The following is a 17,467-nucleotide window of genomic DNA, read 5'->3' as shown; positions in this document are numbered from 1 at the left end:
ATCACTTTTTGGGGCCGTAGGTCTGCCACAGCCAGATCAGCGCCATAGCGCCCAGAACCGCGCCCACCAGCCCGGACAAAAGGCCCAGCACGCTTAGGATACCGCGCAACAGGAAGCCGCCCACCAGCGCGCCGGCCATGCCGACAACAACGGTAGTGATCAAATCGGCCTCAATCTTCATGAAGCGCGTGGCCAGAAACCCGGCAGCGGCACCAATGATGATCAGGAATACGATGGACATCACACTCTCCTACCTGCTGCGCCAATGGGTTGGCACAATGATCAAGGCCCCAATGGCGGACGCAATTGCATTCCAGCCCGGCGCGGAAAACCCGATGCCAAACATGATCCGCACAAAGTAAAACAGAAAGGCTCCACCAACGCAGATGATGATCGACGGGATCACACCGTTGCTGGTCCAGCCGGTGCGTTCCGACGCATAACCAATGATCCCCGCAATCACGACGGTGCCAAACAAAGCCAGAAACATGTGGACCCCTCTCGCGGATTAAAGCTGCGTGCCCTTGGCGATCGGAAAGCCACGCAAGAACACGTCACGATCCTGCGCGCCTTTGCCTGCGCGTTGCAAGCGGATAAGTTCAACCGCCCCTTCGCCACACGCAACAGTCAGCGCGTCATCCAAGACTTGTCCCGAAGGACCCGTGTTTGTGGCAAGCTTTGAGGCCAACAGCTTCACCCGCTGCCCCTCAACCTCGCACCAGGCACCAGGAAAAGGTGACAGGCCACGAATTTTGCGATCCACCTCTGCGGCGGGCGATGTCCAGTCGATCTGCGCCTCGGATTTGTCGATCTTATGCGCGTAGGTGACGCCGTCCTGCGGCTGCGGCTCAGGCGTGAGATCGGATAGCCCATCCAGTGCCGTAACAATCAGCCCAGCGCCCATGTCAGACAGGCGATCATGCAAGCCTGCGGTGGTTTCATCGTCGCCAATCACAGTGCTTTGGCGCAGCAAAACCGGCCCGGTGTCCAGCCCGGCTTCCATCTGCATGATGCAAATGCCGGTCTCGGCGTCGCCTGCCATGATGGCGCGGTGAATGGGCGCGGCCCCCCGCCAGCGCGGCAACAGGCTTGCGTGAATATTGAGGCAGCCCTGTGTGGGCGCGTCCAAAACCGCCTGCGGCAGGATCAGCCCATAGGCCACGACCACTGCAACATCTGCCTTGAGCGCTGCGAATTCTGTCTGCTCGGCCTCACCTTTCAGGGACACCGGGTGGCGCACCTCCAGCCCCAAAGCCGCGGCGCGGGCGTGAACGGGTGTCGGGCGGTCTTTCTTGCCGCGGCCAGCAGGCCGAGGGGGCTGGCAATAGACGGCGGCAATATCGTGACCAGCCGCCACCAGCGCATCCAGAACCGGAACCGAAAACTCCGGCGTGCCCATAAAGACGACCCGCATCAGTTCACCCCACCAGTGCTGTGTTTCTTGGCTTTCTTGATCAGCATGTCGCGTTTCATTTTGGACAGGTGGTCAAAATACATCTTGCCGTTCAGATGATCGATCTGGTGCTGCACGCTGGTGGCTTCGATGCCAACAAAGTCCTTTTCGACCCAGGCACCCGTTTCATCCATGAATTTCACGGTGACGGCGCGGGGGCGTTTGATCTTGGCCGAGACGCCAGGCAGGTTCGGGCTGGCCTCATCGTGTTCGCGCAGCTCGACCGATTTATGCAGGATCTCGGGATTGGCCAGCCGAACCGCCTTGCCCCGTTCGGTGGAACCATCCACCACGGCGAGGCGCAGCAGCACACCGATCTGGTTCGCGCCCATGCCAACACCGGGCATGGCTTCCATCGTGTCGATCAGGTCGTTCCAGACGGTGCGCACCTCATCGGTGATCTCGCTTACGTCAACGGCAGGTGTGCGCAGGCGTTTGTCAGGCCAGGGCAGGCAGGGTTTCACAGCCATGATCAACCGTCCTTCTGGCGCGCACGCTCTTTTTTGAATTTCTGCATTTTGCGGGTGATCATCTGCCTTTTTATCGGTTTCAGATAATCTATGAACAGCTTGCCTTCGAGATGGTCGATCTCATGCTGGACACAGGTTGCCCATAGCCCATCAAACGTATCCGTCTGCAGATTACCGTCGCGGTCCAGCCATTCGACATCCACCACTTTGGGGCGGGTCACATCGGCGTATTGGTCAGGAATGGACAAGCACCCTTCCTCATAGACGTTCTCTTCGTCCGACGCCGCGATCACACGCGGGTTGAACATCTGCAGCGGGCGCGGAGCCTCGCCCTCTTCTTTGACGCAGTCCAGAACGATCAGCCGATCCAGCACGCCGATCTGGGGCGCGGCCAGACCAACGCCCGGCGCGTCATACATGGTTTCTAACATATCATCGGCCAGCTTGCGCAGCTCGTCCGAGATATCGGCAACCGGGGCGCAGACCTTTTTCAGGCGGGGATCAGGATGGATCAAAATTGGGCGCTTCATACCCAAGCCATTTATGCGATTGTACCAAGGCTCGCAACGCCCCTTGCACCTGTGATCAAAGGCGATAGCGTCGCAAAACATAATTTTTTAGGAGCAGCACATGAATTTTGATGAGCTGGTAGACCGTCACGGCACATTTAGCGTCAAATGGGACGAGATGGAGACGATTTACGGCGTACCCAAAGAAGATGGCCTGTCCATGTGGGTTGCCGATAGTGATTTCAAAATTGCCGACGTCATTGCAGATCGTCTGCATGAGGCGGTGAACGAGGGGATTCTCGGCTATATTGACGCCGAAGCCCCTTACCGCGACGCGATCCAATGGTGGATGAAAACCCGCCACGGATGGGATCTGGACACCGACAGCATCTTTACCACCACAGGTTTGGTCAACGGCGTCGGCATGTGTCTGGATACATTTACCCAGCCCGGCGACGGTGTGGTTGTATTTGCCCCGGTCTACCACGCCTTTGCCAAGGTGATCCGCAATGCGGGCCGCGAGGTGGTGGAATGCGAGATGGTCAATTCCGATGGTCTCTACACGCTGGATTTTGACGCCTATGACGCGCAAATGACCGGCAAAGAATCAATGCTCATCCTGTGTTCGCCCCACAATCCCGGCGGTCGGGTCTGGACCCAGGAAGAGCTGCGCGGTGTGGCGGATTTTGCCAAACGGCACAATCTGATGCTGCTATCGGATGAGATCCATCAGGATCTGGTGTTTGACGGTCACAGGCACATTCCAATGCCAGTTGCGACACCGGACGTGATCGACCGCTTGATGGTGCTGTCGGCCCCGTCCAAGACGTTCAATATCGCCGGTCTGCACACCGGTCAGGTCATCATCCCCGATCCCGATCTGCGGGCACGGTTCAAAGCACGTATGCTGGCCCTATCGCTGGCATCGAATTCTTTGGGCCAATACGCCACCACCACCGCCTATTCTCCCGAAGGCGCGGCCTGGGCCGATGCGCAGCTCGCCTATCTGGATGGCAACCGGCAGGTGTTTGACGCAGCAATGGCCGAAATCCCTGGCCTGTCCTCGATGAATTTGCAGTCCACCTATCTCGCCTGGGTCGATTTCACCGACACCGGGATGGAGCGCGCAGAGTTCACCGAACGTGTCGAACAAGGGGCCAAGATCGCTGCCAATTACGGCACCAGCTTCGGCACCGGCGGAGAAAATTTCTTGAGGTTCAACCTAGCAACCCCACGCAGTCGCGTCGAAGAAGCCTGCGCCCGACTAAAAGCCGCCTTTGGCGATCTTCAGTGATCGAATGTCGGCCCCGCCCAGTGGTGGGGCCGATCGTGTCATCAATCGCTTTGTGATTCGATCAACCCAACCGGCGCATCCGGCGCCTGGTAAAAATCCAACGGTGCCCGGTCAGCCGCAGCGGTGGACCGCTTGAACTCATAACGAACCTCGCCTGCTTCCTCTTCGGAGGCGACAATCAGGCACTGCGACAACTGGCGCGCCCCATCAAACAGATCCACCAACCCGCGCAGCTGCGGAACAGTCTCTGTTTCAACAGAAAACCCGTCATCCCATAGGCGGAGCACGGGGTAATACTGATCTTTGACCTGAACCCGCAGACGGCTTTTCTTGCGAAACCCATCAAGACGGGCGGCGTCCATGGCCTCTTGAACGGATTTGGGAACATAGGTGGTCATTCCAGTAAACCTTCTGGTTTTCGTAACGGTGTCGTTCAGCTTCTTGGTTATTCGATAAAATTTGATGAATAAACCGAATCTTGCGGCACGTCCCCACCGAAGCCTTTTCCTGTGCAGGAATACAGAGGGGCTGCGCGCATAATAGCATTTTCGCGCAACTTTGTGTCACCTAGATGTAAGTCCGACAATTGCACAGCGGCACAGGAACGGCACATGGGACTTTTGGTAGACGGCGTCTGGCACGACACTTGGTATGATACCAAATCCACCGGCGGGGCATTCAAACGCTCTGCGGCCCAGTTTCGCAACTGGATCACAGCAGATGGCAGAGCAGGCCCGTCGGGCAAAGCCGGGTTCAAAGCAGAAAGCGGTCGCTACCATCTTTATGTCTCATACGCCTGCCCTTGGGCCCACCGCACGTTGGTCTGTCGCGAGCTGAAAGATCTTGCGCCACATATTACGGTTTCTGCAGTGCATCCCGATATGCTCGACACAGGGTGGACATTTGCACAGGACGACCATGGTGCCACCGGCGACACTTTGCTGGGCAAGGATTTTGCGCATCAAATATATACTGCAGCGGACCCGAACTACAGCGGGCGTGTGACCGTGCCGATCCTGTGGGACAAGGCGCAGAACACCATCGTGTCCAACGAAAGCTCTGAAATCATTCGCATGTTCAACGCAGCTTTTGATGACATCACCGGCAATACGCTGGACTTCTGGCCCGAAGACATGCGCGAACCGATCGAGGCGGTGAACGCGCGGATCTACGACACGGTCAACAACGGTGTCTACAAAAGCGGTTTTGCCACCACCCAAGCTGCCTATGACGCCGCGGTCACGCCACTGTTTGAGACGCTCGATTGGTTGGAAGATCTGCTGTCAAACCACCGCTACCTGATGGGCAATCGCATCACCGAGGCCGATTGGCGTCTCTTCACCACATTGGTGCGCTTTGATCCGGTCTATCACCTGCATTTCAAATGCAACAAAAAGCGGTTGATCGACTATCCCAACCTCTGGGCCTATACGCGGGAGCTGTTCCAATGGCCCGGCGTCGCGCAGACCGTGAATTTCGACCATATCGTGCGCCATTACCACTACAGCCACGACACCATTAACCCGAATCGCATTTTGCCGATCAACCCGGTGCTCGACTGGGACCTGCCGCACGGGCGCGATGAGATGGCGTGAAATGCCACACCCGCGCGAAGTTTCTTGTGTAAGCCTATCAGCTCCGGCATACCGCCAACGCTAAACACGGTGGCAAAGCACAAGGGTCGACATGGCTGGCAAGGATCAAGACGCACCACGTGATCATGGCGGAAACCTCTCTGCGGCGGTGGCCCGTTTTGGCGGCCAGCGGGCGGATTGGATTGACCTGTCCACCGGGATCAACCCGCAGCCCTACCCGGTGGGGGAGTTGTCACCGACGGATTGGGCCGCACTTCCCGATCTGGCTGAGCTCGACACCTTGGTTGCCGCGGCGCGGCAGTTCTGGAACGTCCCGGACGGGGCAATGGTGCTTCCAGCCCCCGGCGCATCGGCGTTGATCGCGGCCATTCCGTCGTTGGCATCGGCAGGGCGGGTTCAGATCACCACACCGACCTACAACGAACACGCCGCCGGGTTTCGCAATCACGGCTGGCAGGTGTCTGACACTGCCGGCGCCGACGCCCAAGTCATGGTGCACCCCAACAATCCGGATGGCCGGATGTGGCACCGGGAAGAGATCACCGCACCGCTGACGGTCATTGATGAAAGCTTCTGCGATGTCTGCCCGGATCAGTCATTGATGGCCGAAGCCGCGCGCTCGGGTACCATTATCCTCAAAAGCTTTGGCAAGTTCTGGGGCCTTGCCGGCCTGCGTCTTGGCTTTGCGATTGGTGACCCCGCCTTGATCCGCCGCCTGTCAGATGTCCAAGGCCCTTGGGCCGTGTCAGGCCCCGCTCTGCGCATCGGCGCGCGGGCACTGTCGGATCCCGCATGGGCCGACCAAACCCGCGACCGGCTCAAAACAGACAGCACCCGGATGGATGCGATGGTCCAGGCAAAGGACGCAATACTGGTTGGTGGCACCGACCTATTCCGCCTGTATGAGGTCGACAATGCGGCCGCATGGCAGAACCGGCTGGCGGAACACCACATCTGGAGCCGTATTTTCCCCTATTCGGACACCTATCTGCGTCTGGGATTACCACCCAGCGATGGATGGGACCGGCTTGAGGCCGCGCTGTGATCACCGCCTTGCTGCTGATCCCGGCATTGCTGCTGGATGCGGCTCTGGGTGAGCCCAAATGGCTGTGGTCCCGCCTGCCCCATCCTGCGGTTCTGATGGGACGATTGGTGGGTTTGCTCGACAATCGGTTGAACCAGGGTTCCCACAAACGGGGCAAAGGCGCAGCGGCCACTCTCACCCTTGTTGCGGTTGGTGCGGCCCTTGGTATTGGCATCAGCCTGCTCGGGCCTGTCCCTTCGGTTCTGGTGGCCGCAATCTTGTTGGCGCAACGCTCGCTGGTCGATCACGTGCGGGCCGTGGCTACGGGGCTGCAAACCGATCTGCAATCCGGGCGCGACGCCGTGGCGATGATTGTCAGCCGCGACACCAAGCAGATGACCGAAAGCCAAGTCGCGCGCTCTGCCATCGAAAGCGGCGCCGAGAACTTCTCGGACGGGGTGATCGCCCCTGCCTTCTGGTTTCTGGTCGCCGGCGTTCCGGGCATTTTGATCTACAAGATGGTCAATACGGCCGACAGTATGATCGGCTATCGCAATGACCGGTATCTGGAATTTGGCTGGGCGGCGGCCCGGCTGGACGATCTGTTGAACCTGATCCCTGCCCGTTTGACCGCTGCCCTCATTGCTCTGACCGGTTGGTGCCTGAACACCCTCCCCGAAATCGCGCAGGACGCCGGTCGTCACCGCTCCCCCAATGCGGGCTGGCCCGAGGCAGCGATGGCGCGTGTGGTGGGCTGCGCCTTGGCAGGGCCACGCTCCTACGACGGAAAGCTGCAGGAATTTGCATGGGTTCACCCCAAAGGACGCAAAGACCTCAACGCGCCCGATATCTCACGAACAATAACCGTCTTGTGGCAAGTTTGGGGGATATTCCTGCTGGTTACAGTTGCTTTGGCCCAGCTCTTCTAGCAGAAAGTGGGCCAAGACCTAACTTGGACTGCTGTTATGCGCGTATTGCCACTGACCCTCGCTCTCACCCTGGCCCCGCTGACTGTGGCGGCCCAATGTGGCGGTGGATTCTCCAACTTTGTTCTCAGCCTCAAGAACGAGGCGATCAGCGCCGGGTTCGAACAGAAGGACGTAAACGCGTTCTTTCACGGGGTGCGCCAGGATCCAAAAGTCCTCAACGCCGACCGCGCGCAAGGGGTATTCCAAAAACCCTTTATCGAGTTTTCGCGCCGCCTGATTTCGCAAAACCGGCTGGACCGTGGCAAAGCCATGTCCGAGAAATTCGACAGTATCTTCCGCCGGGTTGAGACCACATATGGCATTGATCGCAATGTCCTGCTGGCGTTTTGGGCTTTTGAGACCGACTACGGCGCGTTCCAAGGCGATTTCAACACCCGCAACGCGCTGGTGACGCTGGCACATGATTGCCGTCGGCCAGAGCTGTTCCGCCCGCAGGTTTTTGCCGCGCTTGAACTGTTTGCCCATGGGGATTTTGACCCCAACAGAACAACCGGTGCCTGGGCCGGGGAAATTGGCATGGTGCAAATGCTACCGCGTGACATCATCGAAAACGGTGTGGATGCGGATGGTGACGGGCACGTGGATCTGAAGAACTCGGCCCCCGATGCGCTGATGTCTGCAGGTAAAATGCTGTCAGAACTGGGCTGGCAGCCTGATCAACCCTGGCTTCAGGAAGTGACCATTCCCAGCGATCTGGACCTGTCACAGACGGGCATTGCAAAAAAACGCACGCTCACGCAATGGCGCGAATTGGGCGTAATGGCACGGTCCGGAGATCTGCCGTTTGACGACATGAACGCGGCCCTCATTCTGCCGCAGGGGCACAAGGGGCCAGCGTTCCTCGCCTACCCCAATTTCGACGTCTATTTCGAATGGAACCAAAGCTTTACCTATGTTCTGACGGCCGCTTATTTTGCCACCCGCCTGAACGGCGCACCGGTTTATGATCCGCGCAGTCCTGACACCGGGCTTTCCGGAGCGCAGATGAAAGACCTGCAAAATCGCCTGCAGGCACGGGGCTATGACGTGGGTAAGGTCGACGGCATTCTGGGCGCCAAAACCCGGTCCGCCGTGCAGGCTGAACAACGCCGTCTTGGTCTGCCGGCCGATGCATGGCCAACGCCCGCATTATTGAACCGCCTTTAGGCAAAGGTCAGCGGATCGGGAACCGCTCGCCTTTTTCGGTGATCAAAATCACCCGTTCACCGCTGTGGACCAGAACGTCACAGCGCATCGCGCCGCTGGCAAACTCCACACAGATGCTGCCGTCCTCTGCGATCTGATAGGTTCCCCACGCCGTCCCACCGCCGTTCGCAGTGGAATAGGTATAGGAATAGGCACCATCCGCCCCATAGATCGTCTCCCCATCATCAAAAAAGACCAAGGACCGCCCGGGGAGATCCGCCAATTCCTCGGCTGAAAACGGGCGATCCGTGGCGCGCAGCGACCAATCGGCGGCAGACGCGGAAACCGGAAGCGCAACACAAAGCAGGAGCAAAAGATGTTTCATAAGGCCACCTTAAGCACAAAGCTTTGAAACAGGCGTCACGTTGATGTGACGCGCCGGCTCACCATCCGATGTAGGTTTCGAACTCTTTCTGAACGCCGGTCCAAACGCCAATTGCCTTGGCAAAGTCATCCGGGTGCAGGCCGTGCTGCCCCAAGAACACGTCTTGTTCCACCCATACCGATCCATTGTCAGAGATATAGGCCCGCGCGTTGCGGTTGTCTTTGTTCCAGCTGTTGATTTTGGACAAGCGAATGCCACCGTTCACATCATAGCCTGAAAAGAACTGGATTGAGTCGCAGTCAACGTTGTCCCGGCATCCATAATAAAACACCGAAAATTCAATACCGTAATAGTCGACGTCAAATTTGGGATCGCCAACGTCGTCCACTGACTGTTCATATGCGATCTCTTCGCCGTCCAGAAACGTCGACAGGCTGCCCGGCGTCAACGCTGTGATATTGCTCTCTTGTGCGCTGACGGCTCCGGCAATCAGTCCGGTGCTCAGGCAGATCGCCCCCAAAGTTTTAGCAATGAAATTCATGAAATAGCCTCCCATTTAGCCCCAAATACAGCTTAACGCCTTAGGAGCCTAAAGTGACAATATTTAGGCGACCATCGCCTCGGCTTTTTTCAGATCCACTGACACCAGCTGGCTGACACCTTTTTCCTGCATGGTGACCCCGAACAGGCGGTCCATCCGCGCCATGGTCACTGCATGGTGAGTGATGATCAAGAACCGCGTGTCGGTCTGGCGGCACATCTCATCCAACAGATCGCAAAATCGGGTGACATTGGCGTCATCCAGCGGCGCATCGACCTCATCCAGGACACAGATCGGCGCTGGATTCGACAAGAACACCGCAAAGATCAGCGCCAGCGCGGTTAGCGTTTGCTCACCGCCCGACAGCAACGACAGGGTCGACAGTTTTTTGCCCGGTGGCTGGCACATGATTTCCAAACCGGCGTCCAGCGGATCATCGCTTTCGACCATCACCAGATTGGCCTCACCACCGCCAAACAGATGCTGAAACAGCGATGTAAAGCTGCTGTTGACCTGTTCAAAGGCCGTCAACAAACGTTCACGCCCTTCCCGGTTGAGGCTGGAAATCCCCGCACGCAGGGTTTTCACCGCCTCTTCCAGATCGCGTTTTTCCGACACCAGATGGTCGTGTTCTTCCTGGATCTCGCGGGCGTCTTCCTCGGCGCGCAGGTTCACCGCTCCGAGCGAGTCCCGCTGTCGTTTCAACTGGCCAACTTGGGTTTCCAGCACATCAACGTCTTCGATCTCTTCCAGACTGACGCCCAGACGCTCCAACAACGCCTGGGGTGTCACCTGCTGCTCTTCGATGATACGTCCTGCTGCGGCTTGAACCGCCTCGCGCGCGCTGTCTGTCAACGCTTCGGCACGGGCCCGTTCTTCCCGCGCGTCCGAGGCAAGGCGTTCGGCCTCTTTCTCATGCTGCGAGGCTTCGCGCAGGGACGCTTCGGCGGTGATCAAAGTCTCGGTGGCGGCTGATTTACGCGCCTCGGCATCCTCGATCGAGGCATTCAGCTCATCGCGGGTCTCTTCGATTTCGGCGGGTTTCGCCATCGCCTCTTCCAGCTCGTCCTGGCTGGCGTCGCGGCGTTGCACCAGTTCCGAAATCCGGCGTTCGGCGGTTTCCAGACGGTGTTTCCAGCCCGACAGCTCTTTGATAACTTCCTGCTTGCGCCGCACCCGCGCTTCGCCATCGCGGCGCAGCTCATCATGGGCAGAGCGGTGGCTGATCATCGTGATCCGCGCGGCCTCGACGCTGTGTTTGATATCTTCAACCGCGACACGCGCGGCTTCCAGATCGCCAAGGTCTTCAACCGCGTCCTGCGCCTCGGCCAGCCGTTCGGTGGCGGCTTCCGCATCTTCGGTATGACGGGCCAGCGCAACGGTCAGCGTCTCCAGCTTGGCATCTGACAGGTTGCACTCGGCCTCGGCCTTGCTCAGCGCGCGGGCGGCATCTGCGACACGCTGATCCGACACACGACGGGCTTGTCGGGCCGCCTGATCCGCTGCGGTCACCTCGGTCAATTTGCGCATCAATGTCTCATGCGCGGCTGATAGACCCGCAGCGCGCGCCTCGGCATGTTCCACGTCTTGCTTCAACGCTTCCAACCGGTTCATCTGCTCCAGGCGCAGCGCAGCCGCACTTGGCGCATCTTCGGCCCAGGCGCGATAGCCATCCCAACGCCACAGATCACCTTCGACGGTGACCAGACGTTGTCCGGGACGCAAACGCGCCTGCAATTGCGCGGCCAAATCCGCATCAACAACCCCAATCTGGGTCATCCGGCGGGACAGCGCATCGGGCCCGGACACAAACAATGCCAAGGGTTTCACCCCCTCGGGCAAATCCGCCTCGCGGTCATAGCCAGGCAAGGCCAGCCAACCAGAAGGGCCATCCACATCCGCCAAGGGCGCGCGCAGATCATCCGCCAAGGCCGCCCCCAGCGCTTTTTCATATCCCGGAGCCACACGCAGATCATCCAGAACCTGCCCGCCCTCTGCGGTGTCGCGTTCCACCAATTTGGCCAGCGCCACCGCTTCCGAGCGCAAGGCCCCCAATTCGCCATCCGCCTCAGATTTCTGGGACCGGGCCTCAGATTCGCGGGCTTGTGTCTCGGTGCGCAGCTCGTCAGCGGCGGCCAAGGCCTCTTCGGCATCTTCCGCTGCAGCGCGCGCTTCTTCTTCCGCGTCAATGGCAGCGTCACGCAGGTCGTGTGCCTGCTGCAAATGCGCACGCGCAGCATCCATGGCACCACGTGCGGTCGCACCTTCGCTGGTGGCGCGTTCGGCGGCGCGTTTGCAATCTTCGACCAGACGGCGCGCTGATTGGTGACGCGCTGCCAGACGCGCAACATCTTCGGTGACTTGCGCCAGATGGTCTTCGCGGCGCTGCAAGACGGTGGTTGCATTGCGGGTCAGCTCGGCGGCCTCGGACAGGCGGTCATCCTGACCATCACCGGCCTTCTCCAGCTCGCGCTGCTCCCATTCCAAACGCTCGATCGTCTCACCCGCGTCACGGTTCAACCCGCTTTCGCGATCGATATCCGCGCCCAACTGGCGAATACGGTTGTTCAGCGTCTCAATCGTCTGGCGGGCCTGGGCGTCCTGGTCGGACAGAGCATCGCGCTGCACCACAAACCGCTGCAAAATCGCGGTTGCGATGGCTTCTTCTTCGCGCAAGGGCGGCAGTTTGCCGTCGGCCTGAACGCGTTTTTCCGCCGCAGCGCGCGCCAATGCCTCGCCTTTTGCGGCTTGGGTCACACGAATACGCAGCGTTTCCTCGGACGTCAGGCGGGCCTCATCAGCCTCGCGCCAACGACGATACAACAAGGCTCCTTCGGCGTGGCGCAGCGTCTCACCAATACTGCGATAACGTTGCGCCTGGCGGGCCTGGCGGGCCAATTGCCCCAGCTGACCGGCCAGCTGTTCAATCACATCATCCACCCGCAACAGGTTCTGTTCGGTGCTCTTCAGCTTCAACTCAGCTTCGTGGCGGCGCTGATAGAGGCCTGAGATACCGGCAGCCTCTTCCAGAATACGTCGGCGCGCCTTGGGTTTGGCGTTGATCAGCTCAGAAATCTGCCCCTGACGCACCAAAGACGGCGAATGTGCACCGGTAGAGGCATCGGCAAACAACATCTGCACATCGCGCGCGCGGGTGTCTTTGCCATTGGATTTAAACGCGCTGCCAACATCGCGGGTGATCCGGCGCACGATGTCCAATTGATCGGCATCGTTGAACCCGGACGGCGCCAAGCGTTCGCTGTTGTCGATCAACAGGCTGACTTCGGCAAAATTCCGGGCGGGTCGTGCGCTGGCCCCGGCAAAGATCACATCTTCCATGCCCGCACCGCGCATCGCCTTGGGCCGGGTTTCCCCCATCACCCACCGCAGGGCTTCCAACAGATTGGACTTGCCGCAGCCATTTGGCCCGACAACCCCCGTGAGACCATCCGAAATGATCAGATCCGTTGGATCAACAAAGCTTTTGAAACCGTTCAACCGAAGCTTGGAAAAGCGCAAAGTGACCTCTCTCGCCAACACTCACTGGTGATTTCAGCGAATTGAGGCTGGGCTGTCAACGTGGCAGCACCCCATATAAAGGCTGAAATCGGGTTCGCGACCCTATATCTTGTGGATAACTCACGCGATTACGCGTGCATTTTGATCTCAACCTCATTTCCAAAGGCTGAGCGCTGCCATCTAGCGCGGATTGATCAGCGCTGCAATGACAGTCGCACGCCAAGGTCAGAAAACCGCCGGTTGAACGGAACCCTACAGGAAATGGCGGATTGCCTGGCCCAGACGTTTGATCCCCACCTGCGTCTGCTCGGCAGATGCACAGGAAAAACTGAGCCGGATCGTGTTGGACCCGCTGCCATCGGCAAAGAACGCCTGCCCCGGCACAAAGGCCACGTTCAAGTGATCAAGAGCCCATTTCAACACCTCGGCACCGTCCAACTGTTCGGGCAGGGTGAGCCAGATGAACATGCCGCCTTCGGGATGGCTCCACTCCACACCCTCGGGCATCTCCTGATCCAGCGCCTTCAACATCTCATCCCGGCGCGCACCATAGCTGGCCACCAACCGTTCAATGTGGGCGTCAAAATCCTGGGTGACCACCTCAGTGACCATCATCTGGTTTAACGTGGAAGAATGCAGGTCCGAGGCTTGTTTGATCAGCACCATCTGGTCAACCACCGACCGCGCGCCAACCACCCAGCCAACCCGCAGACCCGGCGACAGGGTTTTGGAGAACGTGCCGCAATAGAGGGTCCGACATTTGTCCATATCCTCCTGTTGTTCTTGTTCCAGCGCCAAGATTGGTGGAATGCTGTCACCATCATACCGCAAACCCTGATAGGCGGCGTCTTCAATGACCATTGCACCCAGATCTGCCGCGCGATGCAGAATGTTCAACCGCTCTTCACGCGTCAGGGTCACACCGGTTGGATTGGCAAACTCGGGCGTGACATAGGCAAACTTCACCTGACTTCCCTCGGCTTGGGCCGCGGCTATGATGTCTTTTACGCTGCGATTGTCCTGTGGGTGCAGCCGATCAAAACGCGGCTCATAGGCATTAAACGCCCCCAGTGCACCGAGGTATGTCGGCCATTGCACCAACGCAGTGTCGCCCGGCGACAGGAACAGTTTGCCGATGTAATCCAACGCCTGCTGCGATCCAGAGGTGATCAGCACGTTCTCCACGTCGCAGGTCACGCCCAAGCGCGCCATATGCCCCACAATCCACTCGCGCAGCGGCAGATAGCCTTCGCTGACGGAATACTGCAGAGCCATCGCGGCGGCAGGCCCGGACAATGCGCCCTCGCCCGCGGTGGCCAAGGCGTCGTTGGGAAACAAGGCAGGGTCGGGAATACCACCCGCAAAAGAAATGACTCCGGGGCGATTGAGCAGTTTCAAAAGCTCGCGAATTTCCGAAGCTTTCATTTTTTCACTGCGAGAAGAAAAATTATGTCGGAAATCCATGTGAAACCTTTCGCTTTGCTACGGCATGCCTATGGGATTCGCGCCATTAAGTCAACATTACTGACCTACCATATTCAATCCATCTGCTTGAGGCTGCGCACCCTATGTGGTCAAATGATTTGACCACATAGAACAAATCACGGGACGTCCATGCCCTTCCAAAAAGTCACTGCTGCCAAGCTTTCTGTTGCTGTTGTTCGCCAAATCGAGCTCTTGATCCTGCGCGGCGTGTTGGTGCCCGGTGACCGGTTGCCGTCAGAGCGTGACCTTGCGGACCGGTTGGGCGTGTCCCGCCCCTCGCTGCGGGATGCTTTGTCGGAATTGCAGGACCGCGGATTGTTGAGCGCCAAGGCAGGGTCCGGCGTCTATGTCGCCGATGTGCTGGGGTCTGCGTTTTCCCCCGCTTTGGTGGATCTGTTTGCCCGCCATGACGAGGCGGTGTTTGATTACCTGTCGTTTCGCCGTGATATCGAAGGGCACGCAGCCGAACGCGCAGCGCGATTGGGATCGGACGAAGACCTGCGCATCATTCAAACCATCTATGACCGGATGGAAGCCGCCGGCGATCCTGCGTCGTCGGAAGAAGCGGCAAAGCTGGACGCGCAGTTTCATTCGGCCATCATGGACGCCAGCCACAACGTGGTGATGCTGCATGTGATGCGGTCGATGCTCGAATTGCTGCACCAAGGCGTGTTCTACAACCGCCGTATCATGTTCCAGGGCAATACCACGCGCGAGGCCTTGCTGGATCAACACAAAGCGATAAACGTCGCCATTCAGGCTCGCGATGGAGACGGAGCACGCTATGCCGTCGAGGCCCATCTGGACTTTGTCGAGATCTGCCTGCGCGAACACCAGCGTGCGCAACGCAATGCGGAAATTGCGCGCCAGAAGCTCGAGAAAGAGACCGAACAGCGTTGAAGCTCAGCAATGTGCCTCGACAAATGCTTTGGTGGTCGGGTTTTGCGCATTGGTCAAAACCAACTCGGTCGCATCCAGCTCCAACACCCTTCCACCATCCAAATGCGCCGCACGGTCCGAGACATTCGCGGCGACCTTCAACGATGGCGTGCTGAGGACCACAGACATATCCCGTTTAAGATCCGCCAATAGCGCATCAAGGCGATGCAGATCGATACAATCGGTGCCTGAAGACGGTTCATCCAGCAGCAAGATCTGTGGCTCCAACATCAGCGCGCGGGCAATGCAGATCAACCGCTGCATCATCGGCTCCATCCGGTGGACTGGGGCGTGGTGCAATCGGTCCTTCACGTCGTCCCAGATCCCTACACGCCGCAGCGCGGCTTCGATCAGGGGTTCCTGATCGGCTTTAGCCTTGGCCAATCGATGTAGGCGCAGCACATAGGCGAGGTTGTCCCAGGTGGACATGGGAAACGGATTATGGACCTCAGGGATCAACGCAACCGTGCGTCGGATCAGCGGCAGATCCCACGTCGGATCCATCACGTCGCGATCCCGCAGGAACACAGTCCCAGTCTGCTTGGCCCTTGGCAGCTCTTCGGCCGTGCGGTTCAGGCAACGCAACAACATCGATTTACCGCTGCCAAATGCACCCAACAGGCACGTCACCTCTCCCTGAACGAGGTCGAAGCTGACATCTTGCAAAACATCCGTGCGGCCAAACGTCAGCCCCAACCCGCGCACCGAAATAACCGGACCCGCCTGCGTGGTCTCGGTTTTCATGTGATCGCGAATGGAGAGTGAATCCAGCATTTCGGCCAAACCGCTTGGTTGATGTCGATCCACTTCTTAACAGATCAGCCGCTATCCTCCGGTTAACAACCACAGGTTTCACAAAAAATTCACAAAACAGCAAAAAAGAAAAACCCGGCGCAAAGGCCGGGTTTCATCAATTACTTATGTGAAGCTGGTTTAGTGCAGCTTGCTATCGACGTCAGCGATGGCCGCATCAATCAGCTTGTTTGCCTCAGCGGCAGACAGCTGTTTAGAGATCACGTCATCCGCAACGTTTACGGCAACGTCGATTGCCTGGTCGCGCACTTCCTTGATCGCGGACGCTTCTGCAGAAGCAATCTGATCTTGGGCCGCAGCAAGGCGACGTTCGATCGAGACTTTCAGATCCGCTTTGGCTTGTTCAGCCGCCGCAGTGGCTTCTTCGCGGGCGCTTGCAACGATCCGATCAGCTTGTTCGCTGACTTCCTTTTGCTTGCGCTCGTAAGAGGCCAGAATGGTCTGTGCTTCTTCACGCAGAGCACGTGCTTCGTCCAGCTCCTTGCGGATACCTTCGGCACGATCGTCAAGTTGCTTGCCCAAAAGGCCAGGCACTTTGACATAAAGCAGAATGCCAACAAACAGCAGGAACGCCAGCAGAACAACAAAGTCTGTGTTGTCCATTGCCAGAAATTTGCCACCAGATGCGGCCAAAGCCGGGCTAGCAGCACCCAGGGTCAGGGCAAGAGCGATAACTGTGCGCATGTCCCTATCCTTTCATCCGGTCAGCAACCGAAGCTGCGATTACTTTTGCGTCCGCCTTGCCACCAAGGGCAGAAACCAGCTCGGCTGCGGTGTCGGCTGCAACAACTTGTACAGCTTCCAAAGCGCCTGCTTTGATCTCGGCGAGGGCTTTTTCTGCTTCCGCAGCTTTTGCTGCGATATCGGCGTCTGCCTTTGCGATGGCTTCGTCCAGGTCCGCCTGAATGGCGGCACGTGCGTCAGCAGCAATACGCTGCGCTTCGCCACGCGCTTCGGCCAGTGCTTTATTGTAGGCGTCTTCCGCCGCAACAGCCTTGGCTTTCAGATCCTCGGCCGCAGCCAAGTCATTCGTAATGGTTCCCTGACGCTCCGCCAGCACCGCAGCGATACGGGGCAGCGCAATGCGCGACAGGATGAAGTAGATCACGACAAGAGTGACCAGGAGCCAGAAGATCTGGTTTCCATAGGTCGAGAAGTCCAGTTGCGGCATACCGCCCGAACCATGCGCAGCATCTGCTGCGTGGTGGGCTGCGTCTGCAGCACCGTGACCTGCGTCATGCGAGTTTGATGCCATGTCGTCCTCCTAAGGAACTTGCCGTTACACCGGGCGGTATGGGCAAACCACCCCGCCCGGCCGTAAGGAAA

The 17,467-nt window shown here is 58.6% G+C and carries 19 protein-coding genes; 6 read left to right on the top strand and 13 right to left on the bottom strand.

From position 1 onward, the window contains the following. Position 1 precedes the first annotated feature (1 nt). The 5 genes from KMP13_RS05575 to def (KMP13_RS05555) are packed head-to-tail and all read right to left on the bottom strand — an operon-like array spanning position 2 to position 2,453. Complete coding sequence (locus KMP13_RS05575; RefSeq protein ID WP_215264596.1) at positions 2-241, bottom strand: GlsB/YeaQ/YmgE family stress response membrane protein; 240 nt, start codon at positions 239-241, stop codon at positions 2-4. Positions 242-250: 9 nt separating this feature from the next. Then, positions 251-490, bottom strand: coding sequence for a hypothetical protein (locus KMP13_RS05570; RefSeq protein WP_215264594.1), 240 nt, complete (start codon positions 488-490; stop codon positions 251-253). Positions 491-508: 18 nt separating this feature from the next. Then, positions 509-1,414 (bottom strand): methionyl-tRNA formyltransferase, encoded by a 906-nt coding sequence (gene fmt / locus KMP13_RS05565; RefSeq protein ID WP_215264593.1) that lies wholly within the window; start codon positions 1,412-1,414, stop codon positions 509-511. Further along, positions 1,414-1,923, bottom strand: coding sequence for a peptide deformylase (gene def, locus KMP13_RS05560; RefSeq protein ID WP_215264592.1), 510 nt, complete (start codon positions 1,921-1,923; stop codon positions 1,414-1,416). Before def (KMP13_RS05560) ends, fmt begins: the two co-directional genes overlap by 1 nt. Before the next feature lie 2 nt (positions 1,924-1,925). Beyond that, positions 1,926-2,453, bottom strand: coding sequence for a peptide deformylase (gene def, locus KMP13_RS05555; protein ID WP_215264591.1), 528 nt, complete (start codon positions 2,451-2,453; stop codon positions 1,926-1,928). A 100-nt stretch (positions 2,454-2,553) separates the two neighbouring features. Between def (KMP13_RS05555) and KMP13_RS05550 the strand changes: the two genes are divergently transcribed. Further along, positions 2,554-3,726, top strand: a complete 1,173-nt coding sequence (locus tag KMP13_RS05550; RefSeq protein WP_215264590.1) for a MalY/PatB family protein — start codon at positions 2,554-2,556, stop codon at positions 3,724-3,726. Between the two features lie 41 nt (positions 3,727-3,767). Here KMP13_RS05550 and KMP13_RS05545 read toward each other — a convergent pair whose 3' ends face one another. Then, positions 3,768-4,124 (bottom strand): hypothetical protein, encoded by a 357-nt coding sequence (locus KMP13_RS05545; RefSeq protein WP_215264589.1) that lies wholly within the window; start codon positions 4,122-4,124, stop codon positions 3,768-3,770. A gap of 213 nt (positions 4,125-4,337) precedes the next feature. Between KMP13_RS05545 and KMP13_RS05540 the strand changes: the two genes are divergently transcribed. From KMP13_RS05540 to KMP13_RS05525, 4 genes are all read left to right on the top strand, one after another. Continuing rightward, positions 4,338-5,321, top strand: coding sequence for a glutathione S-transferase family protein (locus KMP13_RS05540; protein ID WP_215264587.1), 984 nt, complete (start codon positions 4,338-4,340; stop codon positions 5,319-5,321). A 91-nt stretch (positions 5,322-5,412) separates the two neighbouring features. Next, positions 5,413-6,366, top strand: coding sequence for a threonine-phosphate decarboxylase CobD (gene cobD / locus KMP13_RS05535; RefSeq protein ID WP_215264586.1), 954 nt, complete (start codon positions 5,413-5,415; stop codon positions 6,364-6,366). Then, a complete protein-coding gene (cbiB, locus tag KMP13_RS05530; RefSeq protein WP_215264584.1) occupies positions 6,363-7,274 on the top strand; it encodes an adenosylcobinamide-phosphate synthase CbiB in 912 nt (303 codons plus the stop codon). Before cobD ends, cbiB begins: the two co-directional genes overlap by 4 nt. Positions 7,275-7,310: 36 nt before the next feature. Beyond that, complete coding sequence (locus KMP13_RS05525) at positions 7,311-8,480, top strand: lytic murein transglycosylase (protein ID WP_215264582.1); 1,170 nt, start codon at positions 7,311-7,313, stop codon at positions 8,478-8,480. A gap of 7 nt (positions 8,481-8,487) precedes the next feature. On the opposite strand, the gene KMP13_RS05520 is transcribed toward KMP13_RS05525, so the two are convergent. From KMP13_RS05520 to KMP13_RS05505, 4 genes are all read right to left on the bottom strand, one after another. Continuing rightward, the gene (locus tag KMP13_RS05520; protein WP_215264580.1) at positions 8,488-8,844 is read right to left on the bottom strand and encodes a hypothetical protein; all 357 of its coding nucleotides are present in this window, start codon (positions 8,842-8,844) and stop codon (positions 8,488-8,490) included. A gap of 58 nt (positions 8,845-8,902) precedes the next feature. Then, positions 8,903-9,385: a YbjN domain-containing protein gene (locus KMP13_RS05515; protein WP_215264578.1), complete on the bottom strand. Its 483-nt coding sequence runs from the start codon at positions 9,383-9,385 to the stop codon at positions 8,903-8,905. Positions 9,386-9,448: 63 nt separating this feature from the next. Further along, positions 9,449-12,904, bottom strand: coding sequence for a chromosome segregation SMC family protein (locus KMP13_RS05510; protein WP_215264576.1), 3,456 nt, complete (start codon positions 12,902-12,904; stop codon positions 9,449-9,451). A 252-nt stretch (positions 12,905-13,156) separates the two neighbouring features. After that, positions 13,157-14,368 carry a PLP-dependent aminotransferase family protein gene (locus KMP13_RS05505; protein WP_215264574.1) on the bottom strand — a complete coding sequence of 404 codons (1,212 nt, stop codon included), beginning with the start codon at positions 14,366-14,368 and terminating at the stop codon, positions 13,157-13,159. A gap of 150 nt (positions 14,369-14,518) precedes the next feature. Between KMP13_RS05505 and KMP13_RS05500 the strand changes: the two genes are divergently transcribed. Then, complete coding sequence (locus KMP13_RS05500; RefSeq protein ID WP_215264573.1) at positions 14,519-15,289, top strand: FadR/GntR family transcriptional regulator; 771 nt, start codon at positions 14,519-14,521, stop codon at positions 15,287-15,289. 3 nt (positions 15,290-15,292) lie between these two features. Here KMP13_RS05500 and KMP13_RS05495 read toward each other — a convergent pair whose 3' ends face one another. The 3 genes from KMP13_RS05495 to KMP13_RS05485 form a co-directional block, all read right to left on the bottom strand. Then, complete coding sequence (locus KMP13_RS05495) at positions 15,293-16,102, bottom strand: phosphate ABC transporter ATP-binding protein (RefSeq protein WP_215264571.1); 810 nt, start codon at positions 16,100-16,102, stop codon at positions 15,293-15,295. Between the two features lie 159 nt (positions 16,103-16,261). Next, positions 16,262-16,825, bottom strand: a complete 564-nt coding sequence (locus KMP13_RS05490; RefSeq protein ID WP_215264570.1) for a F0F1 ATP synthase subunit B — start codon at positions 16,823-16,825, stop codon at positions 16,262-16,264. Positions 16,826-16,829: 4 nt separating this feature from the next. Then, positions 16,830-17,396 (bottom strand): F0F1 ATP synthase subunit B', encoded by a 567-nt coding sequence (locus KMP13_RS05485; protein WP_215264569.1) that lies wholly within the window; start codon positions 17,394-17,396, stop codon positions 16,830-16,832. Positions 17,397-17,467: the final 71 nt, after the last annotated feature.

Origin of the sequence: Epibacterium ulvae (assembly GCF_018678075.1) — a bacterium.
Classification (GTDB): Bacteria; Pseudomonadota; Alphaproteobacteria; order Rhodobacterales; family Rhodobacteraceae; genus Epibacterium; species Epibacterium ulvae_A.
The sequence above is the reverse complement of the archived record's forward strand: the minus strand, read 5'-3'. Positions and strand labels throughout refer to the sequence as shown.

Bases quoted from the DNA above. Each gene is read 5' to 3' on its own strand.
- fmt (WP_215264593.1), bottom strand. From the start codon at position 1,414: ATGCGGGTCGTCTTTATGGGCACGCCGGAGTTTTCGGTTCCGGTTCTG.
- KMP13_RS05575 (WP_215264596.1), bottom strand. From the start codon at position 241: ATGTCCATCGTATTCCTGATCATCATTGGTGCCGCTGCCGGGTTTCTG.
- KMP13_RS05500 (WP_215264573.1), top strand. From the start codon at position 14,519: ATGCCCTTCCAAAAAGTCACTGCTGCCAAGCTTTCTGTTGCTGTTGTT.
- cobD (WP_215264586.1), top strand. From the start codon at position 5,413: ATGGCTGGCAAGGATCAAGACGCACCACGTGATCATGGCGGAAACCTC.
- KMP13_RS05550 (WP_215264590.1), top strand. From the start codon at position 2,554: ATGAATTTTGATGAGCTGGTAGACCGTCACGGCACATTTAGCGTCAAA.
- KMP13_RS05520 (WP_215264580.1), bottom strand. From the start codon at position 8,844: ATGAAACATCTTTTGCTCCTGCTTTGTGTTGCGCTTCCGGTTTCCGCG.
- KMP13_RS05490 (WP_215264570.1), bottom strand. From the start codon at position 16,825: ATGCGCACAGTTATCGCTCTTGCCCTGACCCTGGGTGCTGCTAGCCCG.
- KMP13_RS05515 (WP_215264578.1), bottom strand. From the start codon at position 9,385: ATGAATTTCATTGCTAAAACTTTGGGGGCGATCTGCCTGAGCACCGGA.
- KMP13_RS05485 (WP_215264569.1), bottom strand. From the start codon at position 17,396: ATGGCATCAAACTCGCATGACGCAGGTCACGGTGCTGCAGACGCAGCC.
- KMP13_RS05545 (WP_215264589.1), bottom strand. From the start codon at position 4,124: ATGACCACCTATGTTCCCAAATCCGTTCAAGAGGCCATGGACGCCGCC.
- def (WP_215264591.1), bottom strand. From the start codon at position 2,453: ATGAAGCGCCCAATTTTGATCCATCCTGATCCCCGCCTGAAAAAGGTC.
- KMP13_RS05505 (WP_215264574.1), bottom strand. From the start codon at position 14,368: ATGGATTTCCGACATAATTTTTCTTCTCGCAGTGAAAAAATGAAAGCT.
- def (WP_215264592.1), bottom strand. From the start codon at position 1,923: ATGGCTGTGAAACCCTGCCTGCCCTGGCCTGACAAACGCCTGCGCACA.
- KMP13_RS05540 (WP_215264587.1), top strand. From the start codon at position 4,338: ATGGGACTTTTGGTAGACGGCGTCTGGCACGACACTTGGTATGATACC.
- KMP13_RS05495 (WP_215264571.1), bottom strand. From the start codon at position 16,102: ATGCTGGATTCACTCTCCATTCGCGATCACATGAAAACCGAGACCACG.
- KMP13_RS05570 (WP_215264594.1), bottom strand. From the start codon at position 490: ATGTTTCTGGCTTTGTTTGGCACCGTCGTGATTGCGGGGATCATTGGT.
- KMP13_RS05525 (WP_215264582.1), top strand. From the start codon at position 7,311: ATGCGCGTATTGCCACTGACCCTCGCTCTCACCCTGGCCCCGCTGACT.